Source organism: Agromyces sp. NPDC052230 (assembly GCF_040679595.1).
In the GTDB taxonomy this organism is placed as follows: domain Bacteria; phylum Actinomycetota; class Actinomycetes; order Actinomycetales; family Microbacteriaceae; genus Agromyces.
In genome coordinates this window covers 33,197-54,839 of record NZ_JBFAVC010000010.1, presented here as the reverse complement: position 1 = coordinate 54,839, position 21,643 = coordinate 33,197, and the positions used below count along the sequence as shown (strand labels likewise).

Here is a 21,643-nt window from a genome sequence, read left to right as displayed (position 1 = left end):
GCCCGAAGGGGGTCTTCTCGTGGCATCCGGCTGGCAGCTGTTCCTCGAGTCGTTCTGGCCCATCGTGTGGGGCGGGGTGAGCGGCACCATCCCGCTCGCCCTCGCCTCGTTCGCGATCGGCCTCGTACTCGCGCTCGGCGTGGCGCTCGCGCGCCTCTCGCGCAACCGGCTGCTCTCGGGCGCCGCGCGCTTCTACGTGTCCGTCATCCGCGGCACGCCGCTGCTCGTGCAGCTCTTCGTGATCTTCTACGGACTGCCCGCCGTCGGCCTCGTCATCGACCCGTGGCCGAGCGCCATCGTCGCGTTCTCGCTCAACGTCGGCGGGTACGCCGCCGAGGTGATCCGGGCTGCGATCCTCTCGGTGCCGAAGGGGCAGTGGGAGGCCGGCTACACCATCGGGATGTCGCACACGACGACGCTGCGGCGCATCATCCTGCCCCAGGCCGCGCGCGTGTCGGTGCCGCCGCTGTCGAACACGTTCATCTCGCTCGTGAAGGACACGTCGCTCGCGTCGCTCATCCTCGTCACCGAGCTGTTCCGGGTGGCGCAGCAGATCGCCGCGTTCAGCCAGGAGTTCATGCTGCTCTACCTCGAGGCGGCGCTCGTGTACTGGATCGTGTGCCTCGCGCTGTCGAGCGGGCAGAGCGCCCTCGAGAGGAGGCTCGACCGTTATGTCGCCCACTGATCCGTCGCCCACTGATCCCATCGATCCGCTCGCCCCCGAGACCCCGCCCGACGACTCGGTGCTGCTCACCGCACGCGGCATCCGCAAGTCGTTCGGCGACAACGAGGTGCTGAAGGGCTTCGACTTCGAGGTGCGGCGGGGCGAGGTCGTGGTGCTCATCGGCCCGAGCGGGTCGGGCAAGACCACGGTGCTGCGCTCGCTCAACGGCCTCGAGTCCCCCGATGGCGGCATCCTGTCGTTCGCCGGCGGACCCGAGCTCGACTTCTCGAAGCCGTTCGCGAAGACCGCGCGGTTCGCGATGCGCGACCGCTCGGCCATGGTCTTCCAGCAGCACAACCTGTTCCCGCACATGACGGTCATCGAGAACGTGATCGAGGGGCCCGTGCGCGTGCAACGGGTGCCGAGGGCGCGGGCGCTCGCCGAGGCATCCGCTCTGCTCGACCGTGTCGGACTGGCTGAGAAACGCGACGCCTACCCGTTCCAGCTGTCGGGCGGACAGCAGCAGCGTGTCGGCATCGTGCGGGCGCTCGCCCTGAAGCCCGACCTGCTGCTCTTCGACGAGCCGACGAGCGCGCTGGATCCCGAGCTCGTGGGCGAGGTGCTGCAGGTCATCAAGGAGCTCGCCGACGAGGGCTGGACCATGGTCGTCGTCACGCATGAGCTGCAGTTCGCGCGGCAGGCGGCCGACGAGGTGCTGTTCCTCGACGGCGGGGTCGTGGTCGAGCGCGGCGCACCGGGCGACATCTTCACGAAGCCGACCGAGGAGCGCACCCGCCGATTCCTCGACCGGATCCTGCGACCGCTCGACTGAGGCGGCGGCACAGCGGCTCTGGACGTCGGAGCCACCCCCGACGATCATGAGGGCATGACGACGAATGTCCTGATCCTCGGTGCGGGGTTCGGCGGGCTCGAGCTCGCGAGCGTCCTCTCCGAGCAGTTGCCCGGCGCCGTCGACGTGACGCTCGTCGACCAGAACGACTCGTTCTTCTTCGGCTTCTCGAAGCTCGATGTGCTCACCGGTCGGCGCACGCCCGACGAGATCCGTCTTCCGTACGCGAGCATCTCGAAGCCGGGCTTGGAGTTCCGACGAGAGCGTGTGCTGGAGATCGACCCTGCGACCCGCCGTGTCGTCACCGACGGCGCGACCTTCGATCCCGACCTCCTCGTCATCGCACTCGGCGCGGGCTACGACGTGGGCGCGACTCCGGGGTTCGCCGAGGGCGGCTTCGAGTTCTACTCGGTGGAGGGCGCCGCGCGACTGCGCGACGAGCTCGCGACCTTCCGCGGGGGGCGCATCATGCTCGCGATCCTCTCGATCCCCTACAAGTGCCCTCCGGCACCGTACGAGGGTGCGCTGCTGGTGCACGACGAACTCGTCGCCCGAGGCATCCGCGACACCAGTTCGATCCACGTCGTGACGCCCCAACCGGCGCCCATCCCCATCTCGGCGTCGGTGTCGGCCGCCATCGAGGCGGCACTCCGGGAGCGCGACATCGCGCTCACCAAGCAGCACCGCGTGCACGGGATCGACCCCGACGCACGGGTCGCGCACCTCGCAGACCACGACGAACCCTTCGACCTGTTCATCGGCATCCCCGCGCACCGCGTGCCGGGCGTGCTCGTGGACTCGGGGCTCAGCGAAGACGGATGGATCCCCGTCGACCGCGCCACGTTCGAGACGAAGTTCCCGGGCGTGTGGGCCATCGGCGACTGCGTCGAGGTCGGCATGCCGAAGGCCGGCTCGTTCTCCGAGAGCGCGGCGCGCGCCGTCGCCTCGCAGATCGTGCGCCGGATTCGGGGCGAGGGCGACCAGGTCCGTGGCGGCGTCGGCACCTGCTTCATGGAGTTCGGGGGCGGCGAGGTCGGACGCATCGAGGTCGACTTCGGCGCACCCGGCGGTCCGAGCGCGCAGTTGGTCGGCCCCTCCGTCGAGTTCGCCGCCGACAAGGCGCAGTTCGGCGCCGTGCGCAGTGCGCGCTGGTTCGGCCTCAATGCCTGATCAGGCCTGCCGGGTCGGGCGTGCCCGGGCGGCGGAGCTGCGCGCTCTCGGGTCGCCTGCCCGCCCGTCCCCGAGGCCACGAGGGCCAGTCGCGTAGCGTGGACGCATGCCTGCTCGCCGCCCGGGAGACGTGCCATGGAGCCTGCAGGCTCGCCGGGCGCTGGGTGTCTTCCGTCTCGCCATCGCGGCACTCGAGATCGTGGCGATCGTCGCCAACTACCAATACGTGCTCGGCTTCCGGTCGTTCGCGACCGCGAACTTCTTCAGCTACTTCACGGTGCAGTCGGCGATCGCGGCCGTCGCGACCCTGCTGCTGGCGGCCGCGTTCGCGCTGCTGCGGCCGAATGACCCGGCGTGGCTGGGCATCCTCCGCACGGTGGTGTCGGCCTACGTGCTCGTGTCGGGCATCGTGTTCGGGCTCATCGTCGCCCAGGCGTCGACCCGCGACTACCGCGTCGATGTGCCCTGGTCGGACACGCTGCTGCACTTCGTCGTGCCGGGGCTCGCCGCGATCGCGTGGACCACCGACAGCGTGCTGGGGCTCAATCCACGCGTGCCGTGGTCGACCGTCGGCTGGGTGGTCGTGTACCCGTCGATCTGGCTCGCGTACACGCTGGTGCGCGGTGCCGACGTGGGCTGGTACCCGTACTTCTTCCTCGACGAGGCCCAGGTCGACGGGCTCGTGGGCGTCGCCCTCTACTGCGCGCTCGTGCTCGTGATCTTCCTCGTGCTGACCGCGGCCCTCGTGGCGATCAACCGGCGGCTGTGGCGAAGGGCGCGAGCCCGGGCAGCACTGCCTCCCGGAACTCCCCGTCGTTCACCTGCTCCAGCCGCCGAGCCTGTCCGGCAGCGATGAGCCCGACAAGCACGGGTTCGTCGGTGCCCGACGCGACGCCGACGTCGATCCACAGCGCGACGGCCGGCACGGTGCCGACGGTGCTGAGGAAGACCGGCGGATCGACCGGCTCGTCGCCCGGCCGTGGCGACGCCGGCGCCGGCGAGCGCCAGAACGGCTCGTCGAAGCGCATCCGCACGGTATCGACGACCCCCATGCCGAGCGTCGTGATGGCGCGCTGGTGCATGAGCGGCAGCGCCGGCTCGAACGCGATGGTGTCGGTCTGCAGCACGCCGAGCGGCACGGTGACGATCGCCCGGTCGGCCGAGAGCGACTCGCCCGAGTCGAACCGGAGGCTCACCTGCTCGTCGTCATAGGCGATGCGCACGACGGCGCTCGCGAGCACGACCTCGAGCGGCTCGGCGAGGTGGTCGAGCCAATCGGAGAGGGGTCCGGTGACGAAGGCTCCGGATGCCTCGGCCCGGGCGGCATCGAACCGCTGCGCCGAGACGCGGGTCGGCGGGGCACCGACGGCCGGCTCCACGCCGCTGGCGAGCGCATGGCGGAGCCAGTCCGCAGGCGTGGTGCCGTCGTCGGCAGGTTCGGACGGCAGCGGCAGCACGCCCGACTCCGCGAGCGCCGTTGCGAGCGACACATCCACCGACCGAGCCTTGGCCCACGCCTGCGCGGCGGCGATCGCCTGCCGCCCGGCATCCGACGGCTCGACGGCCGTGCCATCGACGGCGCGCACGAGTGTCGAACGCGGCGTCGGACGGAGCTCGAGCTCGGCGGCGGCGAGTTCGAGCTCGAGACCCGCGTCGTCGCCGATGAACATCGCACCGAGCTCGGCCGTGCCGTCGCCGCCGCGGACGTCGACCGTGTCGACGCGGCCGCCGATGCGCTCGCGGGCCTCGAGCACGACGACCTCGTACCCGGCGTCGAGGAGTTCGCGGGCCGCCGTGAGTCCGGCGACGCCGGCGCCCACGACTGCGACGCGTTCACCGGGGCTGCCAGGCCGCATCACGTGGCTGGCCGCGCGCAGGCCCGAATCCCGGGCCCCCTGCAGGGTGCCCGGGGCATCCGTCGAGCAGGCCTCGCCGGCGAAGACCAGCCGCTCGCTCACCGGCTCGCCGAGCGCCTCGCGGTGCTCGGGGGTGGAGCCGACGGCGTCGAAGCTGAAGGCACCGCGCGCGAACGGATCGTCGGCCCACTTCGAACGGCGCATCATCGTGGGCTCGGGCACGCCCGGGATCGGCTTCGGCGTCGACGTGCGCGGCGGCGTGGGCGACGGCTTCGGCTGCGGCCAGACGCAGCTCGACAGCGCGAGGGCGGTGATCCCCGACAGCGACGCGGCGAGGAAGGTTCGCCGGGCCATGCCGTCGGACGCCGCCCGAGAGTCCATGGGACTCAGGCTAGCCGACGCCCTCCGACACGCGGGTCGAAGAAGGTCGCTCCTCACCCCGGCGTCGTGTCAGGCGCCGACGTAGCCGTCGGCCACCGTGATCGCCTCGTCGATGATGTCGAGGCCACGCACCAGCTCGTCTTCGGCGATGACGAGCGGCGGCGCGAGGTGCATGCGGTTGAAGTGCGTGAACGGCCACAGCCCCGCCTGCTTGCACGCGGCGGCCACGGCGCCCATCGGCGCGGCATCCGCTCCGCTCGCATTGAACGGCACGAGGGGCTCGCGGGTCTCGGCTTCCTTCACGAACTCGATGGCCCAGAACAGACCGAGGCCGCGCACGTCGCCGATCGACGGATGCCGCTCGGCCATCGACCGCAGCCGCGGCTCGACCACGCGCGAGCCGAGGTCGCGCACGTGCTCGAGGATGCCGTCGCGCTCGAAGACCTCGAACGTCGCGACGCCGGCGGAGCAGGCGAGCGGATGCCCCGAGTACGTGAGTCCGCCCGCGAACGCGACCGTGTCGAAGTGCGACGCGATGCGCTGCGAGATGACGACGCCGCCGAGGGGCACGTAGCCCGAATTCACGCCCTTCGCGAACGTGATGAGGTCGGGGACGACGCCGAAGTGATTCACGGCGAACCATTCGCCGACGCGGCCGAAGCCGACCATGACCTCGTCGGCGATGTAGACGATGCCGAATCGGTCGCAGATGTCGCGCACGCCCTGCAGGTAGCCGGGCGGCGGCACGAGCACGCCGTTGGTGCCCACGACGGTCTCGATGATGATCGCCGCGACCGTGTTCGCGCCCTCGAGCGTGATGACCTGCTCGAGGTGCGCGAGCGCACGCTCGGTCTCCTCGGCCTCGTTCGCGGCGTGGAACGACGAGCGGTACGGGTAGGGCCCGAGGAAGTGCACGACGCTGCCGTCGCTCGGCTCGTTCGCCCAGCGGCGCGGGTCGCCCGTGAGCGAGATCGCGGTGGCCGTGCCGCCGTGGTAGCTGCGGTACATCGAGAGCACCTTGCGCCGGCCGGTGACGGCTCGCGCCATCCGCACCGCGTGCTCGTTGGCGTCGGCGCCGCCGTTGGTGAAGAAGACCTTGTCGAGGTCGCCGGGCGCGACCTCGGCGATGCGGCGGGCGAGCTCGCCGCGCACGTCGTTCGCCATCGACGGCTGGATGGTCGCGAGGCGCCCCGCCTGTTGCTGAATGGCGGCGACGAGGTCGGGGTGCTGGTGCCCGAGGTTGAGGTTCACGAGCTGGCTCGAGAAGTCGAGGTACGCGTTGCCCTGGTAGTCCCAGAACGTCGAGCCCTCGCCCGCCGCGACGGGCAGCGGGTCGATGAGCGCCTGCGCGCTCCACGAGTGGAACACGTGGCCGCGGTCGTCGGCGCGCACCTGCGCGTCGGCCGCGGCGTCGGGCAGCGGATGCCGCGTGCCGTGCCGGTCGACGTAGGAGGCCGTCGCGGCATCCGTCGCCGTCCCGGTGAGGGTGTCGGTCATGATGGCTCCTAGTGGTTCGACGGGAAGCCGAGGTTGATCTGCGACTCCGACGGGTTCGGCCAGCGGCTCGTGATCACCTTGGAGCGCGTGTAGAAGTGCACCGACTCGGGGCCGTAGATGTGCGAGTCGCCGAACAGCGAGTTCTTCCAGCCGCCGAACGAGTACGCGCCGATCGGCACGGGGATCGGCACGTTGACGCCGACCATCCCGACCTCGATGTCGAACTCGAACTGGCGCGCGGTGCCGCCGTCGCGCGTGAAGATCGCCACCCCGTTCGCGAACCGGTTCGCATTGATGAGCGCCACCGCCTCCTCGTAGGTCTCGACGCGCACGACCGAGAGCACCGGCCCGAAGATCTCGTCCTCGTACACCTTCATCCCGGGCTTCACGTGGTCGATGAGCGAGACGCCGACGAAGAATCCATCGCCGTCGAACTGCTGCTGCGTGCCGTCGACCACGACCGTGGCACCCTCGGCGCCTGCGCCCGTCACGTACGACGCGACCCTGTCGCGGTGCTCGCGCGTGATGAGGGGACCCATCTCGCTCGAGGCATCCGTGCCATCGCCGATCTTCAGGGCGCCCATGCGCGAACGCACCGCTTCGACGAGGTCGTCGGCGACGTCGCCCACCGCGACGAGCACCGACACGGCCATGCAGCGTTCGCCCGCCGAGCCGTAGGCCGCCGAGACCGCGGCGTCGGCCGCACTCTCGAGGTCGGCGTCGGGCATGACGACCATGTGGTTCTTCGCACCGCCGAGCGCCTGGACGCGCTTGCCGCTCGCCGACGCCCGCTCGTAGATCGACTTCGCGATCGGCGTCGACCCGACGAACGAGATCGCCCGCACATCGGCGGAGTCGAGGATCGTGTCGACCGCGACCTTGTCGCCGTGCACGACGTTGAGCACGCCGTCGGGCAGGCCCGCCTCCTGGAAGAGCTTCGCGAGGAACACCGACGCGCTCGGATCCTTCTCCGAGGGCTTCAGCACGACGGTGTTGCCGCATGCGATGGCGGATGCCACCATCCAGAGCGGCACCATCACCGGGAAGTTGAACGGGGTGATCGCCCCGACCACGCCGACGGGCTGCTTCACCGAGTGCACGTCGACACCGCGAGCGACCTGCTCCGAGTGCTCGCCCTTCAGCAGGTGCACGAGGCCGGCGGCGAACTCGATGTTCTCGATACCCCGGGAGATCTCGCCCGCGGCATCCGACAGCACCTTGCCGTGCTCGCTCGTGAGGATCGCGGCGAGCTCGCCCTGGCGCTCGACGAGGAGGTGGCGCAGCTTGAAGAACACGTCCGCCCGCTTCACGAGGCCGGTCGCGCGCCACGCCGGGAGGGCGGCCTTCGCGGCGGCGATCGCCTGCTCGACCTCGCCGACGGAGGCGAAGGCGACCTCGTGCTGCTGCGCACCGGTGGCCGGGTTGTAGACGGGGCCCGTGCGCTCGGCGTCGGCGACCTCCTGGCCGGCGATGACGTGTCGGATGAGACTCATTGGGTGTTCCTTCCCGGTGCATCGGACAGATTGCCCGGCAGCGTCGTCTAAGCTGATCTCCCCAGCATTGCAGAGGCAGAGAGGCCCGCCCGATGGCAGACCGTCGCGAAGACGAGACGATCCGAACAGACCGTACGGGCGGGCCCGTGTCCGCTGCGGGCGCCTCCGACGACGGCCTGCCCACCGTTCGCGAGATCCTCACGCTCGATGCCGTCGCCCACGGGGTACCCGAGGTGCTCTCGGGCGATGAGGCGCTCGAGGCCCGGGTGCGCTGGGTGCACGTGTCCGACAATGCCGGGGTCGCCCGGCTCCTCAACGGCGGCGAGCTGCTGCTCTCGACGGGATCGGGGTGGCCCACCGAACCCGTCGAGCTCGAGGCGTTCGTCGCAGGCCTCGTCGAGGCCGGCCTCTCGGGCCTGGTGCTGGAGCTCGGCGCGCACTACCGGTACGTGCCCGCCGTGGTCGAGGCGGCGGCCCGTGCACACGGTCTCGCCCTCATCGCCCTGCATCGCGAGGTGAAGTTCGTCACGCTCACCGAGGCGGTGCACAGCCGCATCATCTCGGAGCAGACCGCCGCCCTCCGGGCCCGCGACGAGGTGCGCGAGCGCTTCACCGCGCTGAGCCTCCGGGGCTCGCCCGCGGACTTCATCGTGGAGCAGCTGGCCCAGACGCTCGGCGCGGCCGTGGTGCTCGAGAACCTCGCCCACGAGGTCGTGGCCGCCGAGGTGCCGCCGGCCGCCGAGGAGGAGCTGTTCGCGAACTGGGAGGCGCGGTCACGTCGGGCGCATCGCCAAGACGTCGAACGCCGCCGCCAGGAGGTCGCGGGCGGGGCCGACGAGTGGCTCGTGGTTCCCGTCGAGGCACGCGGCATCCGGTGGGGGCACCTCGTCGCCCTGCCCGGCCCCGCGCACCCGGCGGGTCGCCTGGGCGTGCTCGAACAGGGTGCCATCGCGCTCGCCCTCGGACGTCTCGCGGATGGCGAGAACGACGAATGGGGGCGTATCGGCCGGCAGCGCTTGGTCGAGGGTCTGCTCGCGGGGCGATTCGCGGGCCTGGCCGGAGCGACCGCCCGACTCGAGGCGGGCGGCCTGCCCATCGAGGGGGCACGGCTCCACGCCCTCGTCGCCACGGGGGCGACGATCAGGAGCGGGTCGGCGGATGCCGCGGCGCGGGCGCTCGGCGGACGGGCCATCGATGCGGCCGCGCCCGACTCCCTCGCGCTGCCGCTGGCACGGGTCATGTTGCTCTCGCTGCCCGGCGAGGCGGGCGGGCTCGGCGAGGCGGGCGGCCTCGGCGAGGCGGGCGGCCTCGGCGAGGCGCAGGCGAAGGCACTCGGGTCGGCCCTGGTCGGCGGAGATGCGGCATCCGCTGACCGCCTCGTGCTCTCGATCGGCTCGCCGGCCGCGGGACTCGACGAACTGCTCGGGTCGCTGCTCGAGGCGATCGACCTCGCCCGCGGGGCGCGGCTACCCGGCTCGCGGGGGCTCGAGGTGCGGCGGGCGGATGACCGGCCGCTCATCCGGCTGGTGGCCTCGCTGCGAGACGACCACCGGCTGCTGCGTCACAGCGAGCGCATGCTCGCGCCGCTGATCGAATACGACCTCGCGCGCGGCGGCGACCTGCTCAACGTGCTCGGGGCCGTCGTCGCGCACCCCGGGAACCGCACGGCCGCCGCCGCGGCGAGCCATCTCTCGCGCTCGGTGTTCTACCAGCGCCTCGCCCTCATCGGCGACCTGCTCGGGGCCGACCTCGACGATGGCGAGTCGCTCACGGCGTTGCACCTCGCGTTGCTCGTGCGGCGGAGCGCCCGACGCTGAGCGACCGCGGCCAGCTCCCGGCCTCGCCCACCCGTGTTGGTCTGCAGGACAACCTCCGGTTTGCAGGACGTGTTGCGGGCGCGGGTGCGGCAAATCGACCGAAGACCTGCAACGAATCGTCGGTGAGCCCTCGGCATCGTGGCCCGCTGCGGGACGTGGGCGTGCTCGAGCCGAGCCGATCGGTCACTTGCTATTGACAAGTGCACTTGCAAAGAGCAAGCTAACGATCGAGAACGAATCATCCAACGATCCGGAACGGAGCAGCACAATGCCAACCAACATCTTCGTGAACCTCCCGTCGAGCGACCTCGAGCGGGCGAAGGCGTTCTACACGTCGCTCGGCTTCACCATCAACCCTGCCTTCACCGACGAGAACGCCGCGTGCGTCGTGCTCAGCGACACCATCTACTTCATGGTGCTCACCCGCGAGTACCTCTCCACGTTCACCGACAAGCAGATCATCGACCCGAAGACCCAGGCGCAGGTGGCCATCGCGCTGACCCGCGACTCCCGCGAGGACGTCGACGACGTGATCACCAAGGGCCTCGCCGCCGGCGGCAGCGAGCCGCGCCCCGCGCAGGACTACGGGTTCATGTATTCGCGCGACCTCGACGACCCCGACGGCAACAACCTGTCGTTCCTCTTCATGGAGCCCGCCGCCGTCGAGATGGGTCCCGAGGCGTACATGGCCAGCCAGTCGACCAACGCCTGACGGCATCCGGCATGGCCACACGCGGGGCGCGCGGCTTCGGGCAGTACAGCGGGGTCGCCCGAGCTCTCGAGCGGGTCGGCGATCGATGGGCGCTGCTCATCGTGCGCGACCTGCTCGTCGGGGCGCGCCGATACGGCGACCTCAAGGCCGGCCTGCCGCGCATTCCGACGAACATCCTCAGCGATCGGCTGAAGGAGCTGCAGGAGGCCGGCGTCGTCCGCCGTGTGCCGACGGTGCGCGGCGGATACGAGCTCACGGCGCTCGGCCGTGAGCTCGCACCCGTGGTCGACGCGCTCGAACGCTGGGGCTGGTCGGTGCTCGGGGAGCCCGCCGAGGGCGATCAGGTCACGGCCGACGCGGTGACCGTCGCGCTGCGCGCCGCCTTTCGGCCGGATGCCGCGGCCGCGCTTCCGGCCACCGAGTACGTGCTGCACGTCGCCGAGACCTCGGTTTCGGCGATCGTCGCCGGACGCGAGCTCGACGTCGCACCCGTCGGACCGGGCGCCCTCCCTCAGCCGCGCCGCGCGATCCCCGCGCTCGCGCCAGAGGCCGTGCTCGAGCTCGCCGTCTCGCCGACGGGGTTCCGCGACCTCGTGGCGGGCGTGCGCGGGGTCGTCTCGGTGAAGGGAGCTCCCGCGGGCGTCTCCATCCTCGACGGGGGCAACGCCCTGCTCGAACGCTTCCGGCTGACATTCCGCATCGATCCGGCCGTCCCGCCCGACTCCTCTGCCGCGAATGAGGGCGAGCCCGAGGCATTCGTCGCCTGATGGCGGTCAGAGCCGCTCAGACCCTCAGGAGCGGCTCGTGCGGCTCGGGTGGCAGGGTGATGGTCAGCGCGTCACCCGGACGCACCGTGCCGTCTCGCACCACGATCGCCATGACGCCGGCGAGCCGGACCACGACGCCGTTCCTGCGGCGGATGAGGCGCTTCATGAGCCCCGGATGCCACGTGTCGAGCTGCTTGCACGGGTTCCGGAGCCCCGTCAGCTCGACCTCGGCATCGTCGCCGAGCCGGATGCGCGTGCCGCAAGGCAGGGCCAGGAGGTCGACACCCGTCGTGGTGATGTTCTCACCGAGGTCACCGGGCGTGACCCCGAAGCCGTCGCCCACCAGCTCGTCGAAGAGCTCGCGCTGGATGAGATGCACCTGGCGCAGGTTCGGCAGCGTCTCGGTCGGCTTGTAGCGGACTCGCCGGATCATCGTCGGCCCCGCATGCGCATCGCCCACGACGCCGTGACCGGCGACGAGCATGATCTCCTCGCGCAGGAGCTTCGAGAAGCGGTGCGCGTCATCACGGGCGACGGCGACGACGGAGGGCCCGCTGGGTCGGTCGGGTGCGTCGGTCACGTGGAGCTCACGGCGTGACGTACACCTTGCGGAGCGTCTTGCGCACGGTCCACACCGTGCGCATGCCCGACTCGAGCCGCACGACCGAGCCCGGCGCGAGGATGATCGGGTCGGCGACCGGATGCTCGAACTCCACGGTCGCGGCACCCGCGAGCACGACGAACACCTCGTCGGCCTCGACGTCGCGCATCGCGCCGACCGACATCTCCCACACGCCCACCGTGCGGCAGTCGGCCTCGTCGAGCACCAGGTGGCCGGTGGTGGGCGTGCCCGCGACGACCTGCTCGGGCTCGACGGCGACGTGCTCGAGGGCGATGGATGCGGCATCCGTGATCACGCCCGGATGCAGGCGGGGCACGTCGGTCATGAGTCGAACCCCAGTCCGAGCGCGTCGAGGGTCTTCAGGAGCATGTTGCGCCTCCCTTGTTCGTGATCGGCGCGGTCGAGCGACCAGCGCGTGGCGTTGATGCCGATGGCGGCCGCCGGCTCGGGCGGGAACGGCAGCGGGCGCTTCCGCACCATCTCCAGCGACATGCGCTCGTTGTCTCGACGTTCGAGCAGGTCGAGCATGACCTCCGCGGCGAAGCGGGTCGACCCGACGCCGAGGCCGGTGAAGCCGGCCGCATAGGCGACGCGGTGGTCGCGCGCGGTGCCGAAGAACGCGGTGAACTGGGTGCTCGTGTCGATCGCGCCGGCCCACTGGTGGCTGAAGGTCAGGCCCTCGAGCTGCGGAAACGTGGTGAAGAAGTGGCTCGCGAGCTTCTGCCAACTCTCGGGCCGGCGCTCGTACTCGTCGCGCACGCGGCGTCCGTAGTGGTAGACGGCGTCGTACCCGCCGAACAGGATGCGGTTGTCCTTCGAAAGCCGGTAGTAGTGGAACTGGTTGGCCAGGTCGCCGATGCCCTGGCGGTCCTTCCAGCCGATCGAGGTAAGTTGGTCGGCCGAGAGCGGCTGGGTCATGAGCACATAGTCGTAGACGGGCACGGTCATCAGCCGGTTGCGTTTCAGGAGTGACGGGAACACGTTCGTCGCGAGCACGGCATGCTTCGCATCGACCCGCCCCGCCCAGGTGATGACGCTCACGGCCCCCGTCGAACCGGGGGTTTCGAGCCGCCGAACGGGCGAGTGCTCGAAGATCTCCACACCGCGCTCCTCGGCGACCCGCGCGAGCTCGGCGGCGAGGCGCGCCGGATGCACCATCGCGTTCGTGTTCTTCTCCCACACGGCGGCGAGGTAGGTGGGGGAGTCGACGGATGCCTGTGCCGCCGCCTGATCGAGGAACACGACCTCGTCGCCCTCGCCCGACGCTGCGGCCTCGTCGGCCCACTGGCGCAGCCACTCGACCTGGTGATCTTCGACCGCCGGGGCGAGCTGCCCGGTGCGCTCGAACTCGAAGTCCATGCCATACGTCGCCTCGCTCGCCTCGATGGCGTCGAGGTTCTCCATGCCGAGGCGGTGCAGCTGCGGCATCTCCTTCGGCCACCGAGCCATGCCGTTCTCGTGGCCGTGCGTGAGGCTCGCCTCGCAGAAGCCGCCATTGCGGCCCGAAGCCGCCCAGCCGACGCGCTTCGCCTCGACGAGCACCACGCGCGCGTCGGGGTTGCGTTCCTTCGCGAGCAACGCGGTCCAGAGTCCGCTGTAGCCGCCGCCGACGACGACCAGGTCGGCGACCTTCGTGCCGGTCAATCGGGGACGCGTGGGCGTCAGGTGCTCGGGCAGGTCGTCGAGCCAGAAGACGCGCTGCTCGGTTCCGGCGAGCGAGTGCTCGACGACGGATGCCGGCGGCCGGCGCCGTTCGAAGACGGTGGTTCCCACAGCGATTTCCCCTGACGCGGTCGTGTCGTTCCATCCTCGCGTGCGGGCGCGGTCGCCGCCACCGCGCGGTGTCTCGACATCCGCCCTCGGTGGGACACGGTGCCCGGAGCATCCGTCTGCTGCGCCGCCAATGGCCAGATTCTGCGGATATACGATGCGGCGCGCCGGGGTTGCGGGCCCAGGCACGGGGTGGCAGATCGTATATCCGCAGAATCGTGCGCGAAGCCGGGCGGGCCGGAGTCGGGCGCGGAGGCCGGTCAGCGCGGGGCGTGCGCCTCGAGGAACTGGTACACCTCGGTCTGGTCGACGCCCGGGAACGTGCCCGTGGGCAGCGCCGCGAGCAGCGACGTGGGCGTGCGGGCGGCCGGCCACGAGGCATCCGACCACTTCTCGGCGAGCGCCTCGGGCGCGCGACGGCAGCACGACTCGTCGGGGCAGCGCGACACCGAGCGGTACGGCGTCTCGCGTCCGCGGAACCACTTCACGTGCTCGAACGGCACGCCGACCGACACCGAGTACTCGCCCTCCTTGGCCTTCTCGATGCGCGAGGTGCACCAGAAGGTTCCGGTGGGCGTGTCGGTGTACTGGTAGTAGGGGCTGAAGCGGTCGTCGATGTCGAACACCGTGCGCGCCGTCCAGTTCCGGCACACCGTGGTGCCCTCGACGGCGCCGAGCGCGTCGGACGGGAAGCGCACCTTGTCGTTCTCGTACGCCTTGATGATCGTGCCCGACTCGTGCACCTTCATGAAGTGCACCGGGATGTCGAGGCGTGCCGTGGCGAGATTCGTGAACCGGTGCGCGGCCGTCTCGTACGAGACCGCGAAGTGGTCGCGGAGTTCCTCCATCGAGATCCGGCGCAGGTTCTTCGCCTCGCTGAGGAACCGAACGGCGGCCTGCTCGGGAAGGAGGATCGCGGCCGTGAGGTAGTTCGTCTCGACGCGCTGGCGCAGGAAGTCGCCGTAGTTGCGCGGCTCCTCGTGTCCGAGGAGGTGCGACGAGAGCGCCTGCAGGATGGGTGAACGCGAGTCCCGCGACGGCGAGTTCTGGGTCGGCAGGTAGATGCGTCCGTTGAGCTTGTCGGTGACGGTGCGCGTGGAGTGCGGCAGGTCGCCGACGTAGTGCAGCGAGAAGCCGAGGTGCGAGGCCATGTCGGCGACGAGCTGGTGCGACACCGGTCCGCCCGTGTGGCCGACGGCTTCGAGCAGCTCGGCGGCCTTCGCCTCGAGCTCGGGGTAGAAGTTGTCGCGGGCGCGCATCTCGGCGCGGAGCTCGGCGTTGGCGCGACGTGCCTCCTCGGGGGTCGCGGCGCGCTCGCGGTGCAGGCGGTCGATCTCGTGGTGCAGGGCGAGGATCGTCTGCAGCGTCTGGTCGCTCATGCCCTTCGCCACGCGGAACGGCGGCAGTCCGAGCGCGGCGAACACCGGGCCTCGCTGGGCGCGCTCGACGGCGATCTCGAGGGCGGCGCGCTCGGACGGGGCATCCGCTCGCAGCAGATCGTCGACCGTGGTGCCGAGCGCGAGGGCGATCGTGCGCAACATCGAGAGCCGCGGCTCTCGCTTGCCGTTCTCGATGGCCGACACCTGCGACGGTGCCCGGTCGATCGCGGCGGCGAGCTCCCCGAGCGTCATGCCGATGGCCGTGCGATGCTCGCGGATGCGCCGGCCGAGCGTCAGCGCATCAACCTCGTCGCCGACGTCGGCAGGCTCGCCGGAGACGGCCGTGAGTGTCGTGCGAGTGATCGGATCCGCGATGACCATGCTCCGATGGTCACACGGGCAACCGGATGCCGCAAACCGAAGAACTGTGAAAGTTCTGCGTGTCGCGGCATCGATGGGCGCAAATCTGCCCGTTGCGCGTGCAGCAGGTGGTGAAGGAGCTGACGAATTCCGAGCTCATCCGTCGAGCGCAGGCTTCAGCTCGCGCGCGAAGAAGTCCATGAAGCCGTCGGGGTCGGGGCCGTTGTTCGCGAGCACGACGTGGTCGTAGCCGACGTCCTGGTACTCGCGGATCGCCTCGAGATGCCTCGCGACGTCGGGCCCGCACGGCATCTGCGCGGCGACGTCCTCCTTGCGCACGAACGCAGCGGATGCCTCGAAGTTCACCGGGTTGGGCAGCTCGCTCATGACCTTCCAGCCCGTGAGCGACCAGCGGCTCGACTCGAACGCGGCGTCGATGGCGGTTGCCTCATCCTCGGCCCAGGCGAGACCGACCTCGCCGTACGTGGGCCCGTCGCCGCCCGCACCGTGGTAGGCGCCGAACAGCTCGGCCTTGGGCTCAGTGCCGAACAGGCCGTCGCCGAGGTCGGCGGCGAGCTTCGCGGCATCCGGCCCACCGGCGGCCACCGCGATGCGGGGCAGCTCGTGCGGCAGGTCGAAGACCCGAGCGTCCTCGAGATCGAGGTATTCGCCGCGGTACGACCGGTAGCCGCCCTGCCAGAGCAGGCGGATGATCTCGAGCGCCTCGCGCAGCATCGCCTGCCGTTGGGCGACGGCTGGGAAGCCCAAGCCCACCACGTGCTCGTTCAGGCGTTCGCCCGCGCCGACGCCCAGCGTGAATCGCCCGTCGGAGATGATCGCGAGCGTCGCGGCGGCCTGGGCGATGATCGCCGGGTGGTACCTGATCGTCGGGCAGGTCACGCCCGTCACGAGTCCGAGCGACTCGGTGCTCGCCGCGATCGCGCCGAGCACCGTCCACGCGAACGGCGAGTGCCCCTGCGAGTCCAGCCAGGGGTGGTAGTGGTCGCTGATGTCGACGAAATCGAATCCGGATGCCTCGGCCTGCTTCGCCTGACGCACGAGCTCGGTGGGGCCGAAGCCTTCCGATGAGAGCTTGTATCCGTAGCGCATCGGTCCCCCTCAAAGCAGCCCCTCAAAGCAGCGACGCTATGCGGTGCGGGCGCGTGCGGGAAGCCGGTTGACCTGCCGGAACCCTGCCACGAGAATGCGCCGTCCGGCGCGAAATCGGCCTCGCACCGGGCCCCGCGCCCGCGGTTATACGCCACGCTTCGCCAGCCCGCAAGTCCCTACTCGGGGAGGGATGAGCATGCCTACCTTGGGGACACCGCGGGGGCACTCTGGCGCTCCCGCATGGACCACGATAGGAAGCGAGTCCACGAGATGACGAACAGCACACCATCTGGACTGCCCGGCGCCTCGGGCGACCCGTACGCGGACACGACCGGAACAGGTGGCACCTACGCCACCACCGGCACGGGCGACACGTACACCGGCACGACCGGCGCCACCGGCACGGGCAGCGGCACGTCCGGCACGAAGCCCCCCATCAAGGACGACGCGAAGGCACTGGCGCACGAAGCGCGCGAGGAAGGCCAGCGCGTCGCGGGCGTCGCCAAGGGAGAGACCAAGGCTGTCGCCTCGGAGACGAAGCGGCAGGCCCGCCGCCTCGCAGGCCAGGCTCGCGATGAACTGCGGTCTCAGGCCGCCACGCAGCAGGCCCGCGTCGCCAGCGGTCTGCACGGGGTCGGAGGCCAGCTCTCGAGCATGGCCGACCGTTCCGACGAGCCCGGCATGGCCAGCGACCTCGTTCGTGAGGCCGGTGACCGCGTCGACCGCGTCGCGTACTGGCTCGACCAGCGCGACCCCGGATCCCTGCTCCTCGAGGTGAAGTCGTTCGCCCGTCGGCGTCCCGGCGTCTTCCTCGCGGTCGCACTCGGTGCGGGCGTGGTCGCAGGTCGACTCACGCGAGCGCTCATGACGCCCGACGAGGACGAGGATGCCGCCGCCTACGGTGGCACTCCGAACACGATGGGCAGCCGCCCGACGACCGTCATGCCCGACCTGACGCCTGCGGAGGCCACCGGCCTCGGCGCCCCGGTGGGCGCGGGCGCAACCGGCACGGTCGGTGCGACCGGCGCAGCCGGTGCGACCGACTGGACCGATCCGACGGCGGGAACCGACCCCGACCTGTACACCGGGGCCGACCCCGACCTGTACACCGAGACGCCGAGCGTCGAGGAGCCGGGATCGCCGGGCGAGCGCAGGGGCGGGTTCTGATGTCCACTGATCCCAATTACGGCACGCCTCGGCATGCCGACGACATCCCGACACCGTCGGAGCGCCAGGCGGCGAACACGTCGCTCGGCGACCTGCTCGGCGAGGTGAGCCGCGACGTCTCCACGCTCATGCGTCAGGAGGTGGAGCTGGCGAAGGCCGAGCTGCGCCAGACCGCGACGCGGGCGGGCAAGGGCGCCGGCATGTACGGCGGCGCGGGCGTGGCCGGATGGTTCACCCTGCTCTTCCTCTCGATCGCCCTCTGGTGGGCGCTCGGGTACCTGATGGGCAACGCCTGGTCGGCGGTGCTCGTCGCCGCCCTCTGGGCCATCGTCGCCGTCGTGCTCTACGTCGTCGGCAAGAAGGAGTTCGACGAGGTGCGCGGTATGCCCGACACCGTCGAGAGCGTGAAGAAGATCCCAGACGCATTGAAGAGGAATGAGGAGAACCGATGAGTGACCCCGATGTGATCCGCGACGATATCGAGCGGACCCGCCGTGAACTCGGCCAGGACGTCGATGCGCTCGCCGACAAGGTGAACCCGGCCAAGGCCGCCCAGCGACAGACCGACAAGGTCAAGCGCGCGTTCTCGCGCATCAGCGACCGGGTGATGGGTTCTGCGAGCGACATATCCGGCTCGACGCAGAATGCCGTCGGCAATGCCGGCGAAGCCGTGGCCGATGCACCTCGCAAGGTCGCCCGCGCGACCGAGGGCAACCCGGTCGCGGCCGGTCTCATCGCCTTCGGCGTCGGCCTGCTCGCGGCGTCGCTCATCCCGGCGTCGCGCAAGGAGCAGGAGGCCGCCGAGAAGGTGAAGGAGGCCGCTGCGCCGCTCGTCGACAAGGCGAAGGACGCCGCGATGGAGTCCGCCGATCACCTTCGCGAGCCGGCCCGCGAGGCCGTCGACGCCGTGAAGGGGCGTGCGACCGAGGCGGTCGACACCGTCAAGGCCGAGGGCGCCGACGCGGCGTCCACCGTGTCTTCGGACGCGAAGCACGCAGCCGAGCAGCACAGGAGCTGATCGCGCTCCGGATGCCCCGCCCACACGTTCGGGCGGGGCATCCGTCTGTCCGGAGTCGGCCGAGAAGTCTCAGGCGTCGGATGCCGCGTCGGCGCGTTCGCGGCATTCGAGCAGTTCGGGCACATGGCGCTCCGCCCACTGGCGCATCGCCTGGATCGGCTCGAGGAGCGAGGCGCCGAGCGGCGTGAGCGCGTACTCGACGCGCGGCGGCGACTCGTGGAACACCGCCCGCGAGACGAGGCCATCGCGTTCCAGGGCGCGGAGCGTCTCGGTGAGCACCTTCGGGGTCACCACGCCGACCCGAGCCTTGAGCTGGGTGAAGCGCATCGGCCCATTCGAGAGGGCGAGGATCACGAACATCGTCCAGCGCTCGCCGATGCGGCTGAAAGCGATGCGGCTCGGGCAGTTCGGGTCGAGCACGTCGACCTCTTCGACCTCGTCGACGACGCCCGGCCCCCCGTCGCGGGTCGATGCGCCCGACGTGCGCGGGGGCAGCAGGGTGGCCGTCGATGCCGGTGACATGGGCTCCTCGGTTTCGTCGGGGAAAGTTCCGTTGAAGTAACCAGTATCCAATGGATACCGTGACGCCCATGAGAATACTCCTGACCGGGGGAACCGGGTACATCGGATCGGCCGTGCTCGACGCGCTCACGGGCGCCGGCCATGACGTGGTCGCCGTCGTGCGCACGGCTGACGCCGCGGCGAAGGTCTCGGCGCGCGGCGCCACGGCTCTCGAGGGCGAGGTGACGGATGCCACGTGGTTCGCGTCCGCGCTCGAGGGCGTCGACGCCGCCATCCACACGGCCGCGCCGGCCGACGGTGCCGACGAGTTCAACGCGGCTGTCATCGAGACCGTCATCCGGTCGTTCACCGGGACCGGGCGGCGGTTCGTGCTCACGAGCGGGGTCTGGCTCTACGGCGCCGGCGGGGACATCCGCGACGATGACGCAACCGATGCCGGCGAGCTCGTCGCGTGGCGGGTGCCGCAGGAGGAGCGGCTGCTCGCGTCGGGCCTCGATGCGACGATCGTGGTGCCCGGGGTGGTCTACGGTCATGACGCGGGGCTGCTGGGTCTCATCACCGACGGACCGCGGGCGGCGAATGGGGCGCTGACGCTCATCGGTGGCGGCGAGCAGCACTGGACGTGGGTGCACGTCGACGATCTCGCCCGGCTCTACCTGCTCGCGGTCGAGCACCCCGAACCGCTGGGTCGTCTCATCGGCTCGGACGGCAACCCGACGACCGTTCGGGCCGTTGCCGAGTCGGTGGCCGGTCCCGCGGGTGTCGTGGCCGAGACGGCCGACGACGCGAGGGCGCGCTTCGGTGCGGCGTTCGCCGACGCCATCCTGCTCGACCAGCAGGCGCGTGGCGAGCGGGCCCGCCTGCTCGGATGGGTCCCTGAGCACACGAGCGTGCTCGACGAGGTGCACGCGGCGCGCGAGGCCGCCTGACCGTCTCCCCGGTGGTCGAGTCGGCCCTTCGGGCTCCTCGACCACCGGGGATTTCCGCAACGCAGAAGAACACCGAAAGTTCACCCCCCGAATCGTCGGGTGACGGTGCTGAACGGCCCGCAGCATGGAAACACAGGCCCCGCGCGGCGGCGAAGCAGACGCCGAACGGGACACCGAGACATCCGCCCCGCTGCACCGAAGGAGCACCACGATGAGCACCAACCGACCTGGCGACCAGACCCAGACCGCTGCCCAGCTGCAGCTCGAGTGGGACGCCGACCCGCGCTGGGAGGGCGTCCGCCGTGACTACACCGCCGAGGACGTCATCGCCCTTCGCGGCCCGGTGCGCGAGGAGCGCACGCTCGCCAAGCGCGGCGCCGAGAAGCTCTGGGAGGACATCCAGAAGAACACCGGCACCGCGTTCGAGCGCATGGAGGACCCCGAGTGGTCGGCCGCGCTCGGCGCCCTCACCGGCAACCAGGCCGTGCAGCAGGTGCGCGCCGGCCTCAAGGCCATCTACCTCTCGGGCTGGCAGGTCGCGGCCGACGCGAACCTCTCGGGCCAGACCTACCCCGACCAGTCGCTCTACCCCGCCAACTCGGTTCCCGCCGTCGTGCGCCGCATCAACAACGCGCTGCTGCGCGCCGGCCAGATCGAGCAGGGCACCGACGACCGCGACTGGATGGCCCCGATCGTCGCCGACGCCGAGGCCGGCTTCGGCGGCCCGCTGAACGCGTACGAGCTGATGGGCCAGATGATCGAGGCCGGCGCCGCGGGCGTGCACTGGGAGGACCAGCTCGCCAGCGAGAAGAAGTGCGGCCACATGGGCGGCAAGGTGCTGATCCCGACCGGCCAGCACATCCGCACCGTCAACGCGGCGCGTCTGGCGGCGGATGTCGCGGGCGTCCCCTCGATCATCATCGCCCGCACCGACGCCCTCGCCGCAACGCTCCTCACGAGCGACCACGACGAGCGCGACAAGCCGTTCATCACGGGCGAGCGCACCGCCGAAGGCTTCTACAACGTGCAGAACGGCATCGAGCCGGTCATCGCGCGTGGCCTCGCCTACGCCGAGTACGCCGACCTGCTCTGGGTCGAGTCGGGTGAGCCCGACCTCGACCTGGCCCGCCGGTTCGCCGAGGCCGTGCACGCGAAGTTCCCGGGCAAGCGACTGAGCTACAACTGCTCGCCGTCGTTCAACTGGAAGCGCCACCTCGACGACGACCAGATCGCGAAGTTCCAGCGCGAGCTCGCGTCAATGGGCTACGCGTTCCAGTTCATCACCCTCGCGGGCTTCCACGCCCTCAACCACTCCATGTTCACGCTCGCGAAGGACTACAGCGAGCGCCACATGAGCGCCTACGTCGAACTCCAGGAGGCGGAATTCGCCTCGGAGGCATCCGGCTACACCGCCACGCGCCACCAGCGCGAGGTCGGCACCGGCTACTTCGACCAGATCGCCACCGCGCTGAACCCCAACAGCGCCACCCTCGCACTCGTCGGATCGACCGAGGAAGAGCAGTTCAACCACTGACACCCGCCCGCACCAGCGGAGGAGA

The 21,643-nt window shown here is 70.7% G+C and carries 21 protein-coding genes; 12 read left to right on the top strand and 9 right to left on the bottom strand.

The window, feature by feature from the left end; all coding sequences use genetic code 11:
- Positions 1-19: 19 nt before the first annotated feature.
- From AB0K73_RS19390 to AB0K73_RS19375, 4 genes are all read left to right on the top strand, one after another.
- Entirely contained in the window at positions 20-685 is a 666-nt protein-coding gene (locus AB0K73_RS19390) for an amino acid ABC transporter permease (protein ID WP_360518575.1), read from the top strand.
- On the top strand, positions 672-1,496 hold the full coding sequence (locus AB0K73_RS19385) for an amino acid ABC transporter ATP-binding protein (protein WP_360518578.1): 825 nt from the start codon (positions 672-674) through the stop codon (positions 1,494-1,496). The genes AB0K73_RS19390 and AB0K73_RS19385 overlap by 14 nt, the downstream gene beginning before the upstream one ends.
- Positions 1,497-1,550: 54 nt before the next feature.
- Complete coding sequence (locus AB0K73_RS19380) at positions 1,551-2,684, top strand: FAD/NAD(P)-binding oxidoreductase (protein WP_360518581.1); 1,134 nt, start codon at positions 1,551-1,553, stop codon at positions 2,682-2,684.
- A gap of 106 nt (positions 2,685-2,790) precedes the next feature.
- Positions 2,791-3,540 (top strand): Pr6Pr family membrane protein, encoded by a 750-nt coding sequence (locus tag AB0K73_RS19375; protein WP_360518584.1) that lies wholly within the window; start codon positions 2,791-2,793, stop codon positions 3,538-3,540.
- On the opposite strand, the gene AB0K73_RS19370 is transcribed toward AB0K73_RS19375, so the two are convergent.
- The 3 genes from AB0K73_RS19370 to AB0K73_RS19360 form a co-directional block, all read right to left on the bottom strand.
- Positions 3,437-4,921 (bottom strand): FAD-dependent oxidoreductase, encoded by a 1,485-nt coding sequence (locus tag AB0K73_RS19370; RefSeq protein WP_360518587.1) that lies wholly within the window; start codon positions 4,919-4,921, stop codon positions 3,437-3,439. The genes AB0K73_RS19375 and AB0K73_RS19370 overlap by 104 nt on opposite strands.
- Before the next feature lie 69 nt (positions 4,922-4,990).
- Positions 4,991-6,418, bottom strand: coding sequence for an aspartate aminotransferase family protein (locus AB0K73_RS19365; RefSeq protein WP_360518590.1), 1,428 nt, complete (start codon positions 6,416-6,418; stop codon positions 4,991-4,993).
- Positions 6,419-6,426: 8 nt separating this feature from the next.
- Positions 6,427-7,911: a CoA-acylating methylmalonate-semialdehyde dehydrogenase gene (locus tag AB0K73_RS19360; protein ID WP_360518593.1), complete on the bottom strand. Its 1,485-nt coding sequence runs from the start codon at positions 7,909-7,911 to the stop codon at positions 6,427-6,429.
- Positions 7,912-8,003: 92 nt separating this feature from the next.
- Here AB0K73_RS19360 and AB0K73_RS19355 point away from each other — a divergent pair, with 92 nt between their 5' ends.
- The 3 genes from AB0K73_RS19355 to AB0K73_RS19345 all read left to right on the top strand — a co-directional run bounded on the left by AB0K73_RS19355 (position 8,004) and on the right by AB0K73_RS19345 (position 11,207).
- A complete protein-coding gene (locus tag AB0K73_RS19355; protein ID WP_360518596.1) occupies positions 8,004-9,728 on the top strand; it encodes a PucR family transcriptional regulator in 1,725 nt (574 codons plus the stop codon).
- 268 nt (positions 9,729-9,996) lie between these two features.
- Positions 9,997-10,440: a VOC family protein gene (locus tag AB0K73_RS19350; RefSeq protein WP_360518599.1), complete on the top strand. Its 444-nt coding sequence runs from the start codon at positions 9,997-9,999 to the stop codon at positions 10,438-10,440.
- An 11-nt stretch (positions 10,441-10,451) separates the two neighbouring features.
- Positions 10,452-11,207, top strand: coding sequence for a helix-turn-helix domain-containing protein (locus tag AB0K73_RS19345; protein ID WP_360518602.1), 756 nt, complete (start codon positions 10,452-10,454; stop codon positions 11,205-11,207).
- 16 nt (positions 11,208-11,223) lie between these two features.
- Here AB0K73_RS19345 and AB0K73_RS19340 read toward each other — a convergent pair whose 3' ends face one another.
- From AB0K73_RS19340 to AB0K73_RS19320, 5 genes are all read right to left on the bottom strand, one after another.
- Positions 11,224-11,787 carry an MOSC domain-containing protein gene (locus AB0K73_RS19340; protein WP_360518605.1) on the bottom strand — a complete coding sequence of 188 codons (564 nt, stop codon included), beginning with the start codon at positions 11,785-11,787 and terminating at the stop codon, positions 11,224-11,226.
- Between the two features lie 7 nt (positions 11,788-11,794).
- Positions 11,795-12,154, bottom strand: a complete 360-nt coding sequence (locus tag AB0K73_RS19335; protein ID WP_360518608.1) for a cupin domain-containing protein — start codon at positions 12,152-12,154, stop codon at positions 11,795-11,797.
- Positions 12,151-13,602: an FAD-dependent oxidoreductase gene (locus AB0K73_RS19330; protein WP_360518611.1), complete on the bottom strand. Its 1,452-nt coding sequence runs from the start codon at positions 13,600-13,602 to the stop codon at positions 12,151-12,153. The genes AB0K73_RS19335 and AB0K73_RS19330 overlap by 4 nt, the downstream gene beginning before the upstream one ends.
- Before the next feature lie 257 nt (positions 13,603-13,859).
- Entirely contained in the window at positions 13,860-15,359 is a 1,500-nt protein-coding gene (locus AB0K73_RS19325) for a helix-turn-helix domain-containing protein (protein WP_360518614.1), read from the bottom strand.
- 135 nt (positions 15,360-15,494) lie between these two features.
- A complete protein-coding gene (locus tag AB0K73_RS19320) occupies positions 15,495-16,448 on the bottom strand; it encodes a TIGR03557 family F420-dependent LLM class oxidoreductase (protein ID WP_360518617.1) in 954 nt (317 codons plus the stop codon).
- 270 nt (positions 16,449-16,718) lie between these two features.
- Between AB0K73_RS19320 and AB0K73_RS19315 the strand changes: the two genes are divergently transcribed.
- From AB0K73_RS19315 to AB0K73_RS19305, 3 genes are read left to right on the top strand one after another with little or no spacing between them, the layout of a single operon-like run.
- Positions 16,719-17,615 carry a hypothetical protein gene (locus tag AB0K73_RS19315; RefSeq protein ID WP_360518620.1) on the top strand — a complete coding sequence of 299 codons (897 nt, stop codon included), beginning with the start codon at positions 16,719-16,721 and terminating at the stop codon, positions 17,613-17,615.
- The gene (locus AB0K73_RS19310) at positions 17,615-18,067 is read left to right on the top strand and encodes a phage holin family protein (protein ID WP_360518623.1); all 453 of its coding nucleotides are present in this window, start codon (positions 17,615-17,617) and stop codon (positions 18,065-18,067) included. The genes AB0K73_RS19315 and AB0K73_RS19310 overlap by 1 nt, the downstream gene beginning before the upstream one ends.
- Entirely contained in the window at positions 18,064-18,633 is a 570-nt protein-coding gene (locus AB0K73_RS19305; protein ID WP_360518626.1) for a DUF3618 domain-containing protein, read from the top strand. The genes AB0K73_RS19310 and AB0K73_RS19305 overlap by 4 nt, the downstream gene beginning before the upstream one ends.
- 69 nt (positions 18,634-18,702) lie before the next feature.
- Here the strand turns inward: AB0K73_RS19305 and AB0K73_RS19300 are convergent, their stop codons facing one another.
- Positions 18,703-19,155 carry a helix-turn-helix domain-containing protein gene (locus tag AB0K73_RS19300; protein ID WP_360518629.1) on the bottom strand — a complete coding sequence of 151 codons (453 nt, stop codon included), beginning with the start codon at positions 19,153-19,155 and terminating at the stop codon, positions 18,703-18,705.
- Between the two features lie 68 nt (positions 19,156-19,223).
- On the opposite strand from AB0K73_RS19300, the gene AB0K73_RS19295 reads away from it, so the two are divergent.
- Positions 19,224-20,084, top strand: coding sequence for an NAD-dependent epimerase/dehydratase family protein (locus AB0K73_RS19295; RefSeq protein WP_360518632.1), 861 nt, complete (start codon positions 19,224-19,226; stop codon positions 20,082-20,084).
- A 211-nt stretch (positions 20,085-20,295) separates the two neighbouring features.
- Positions 20,296-21,618, top strand: a complete 1,323-nt coding sequence (gene aceA / locus AB0K73_RS19290; RefSeq protein WP_360518635.1) for an isocitrate lyase — start codon at positions 20,296-20,298, stop codon at positions 21,616-21,618.
- Positions 21,619-21,643 lie beyond the last annotated feature (25 nt).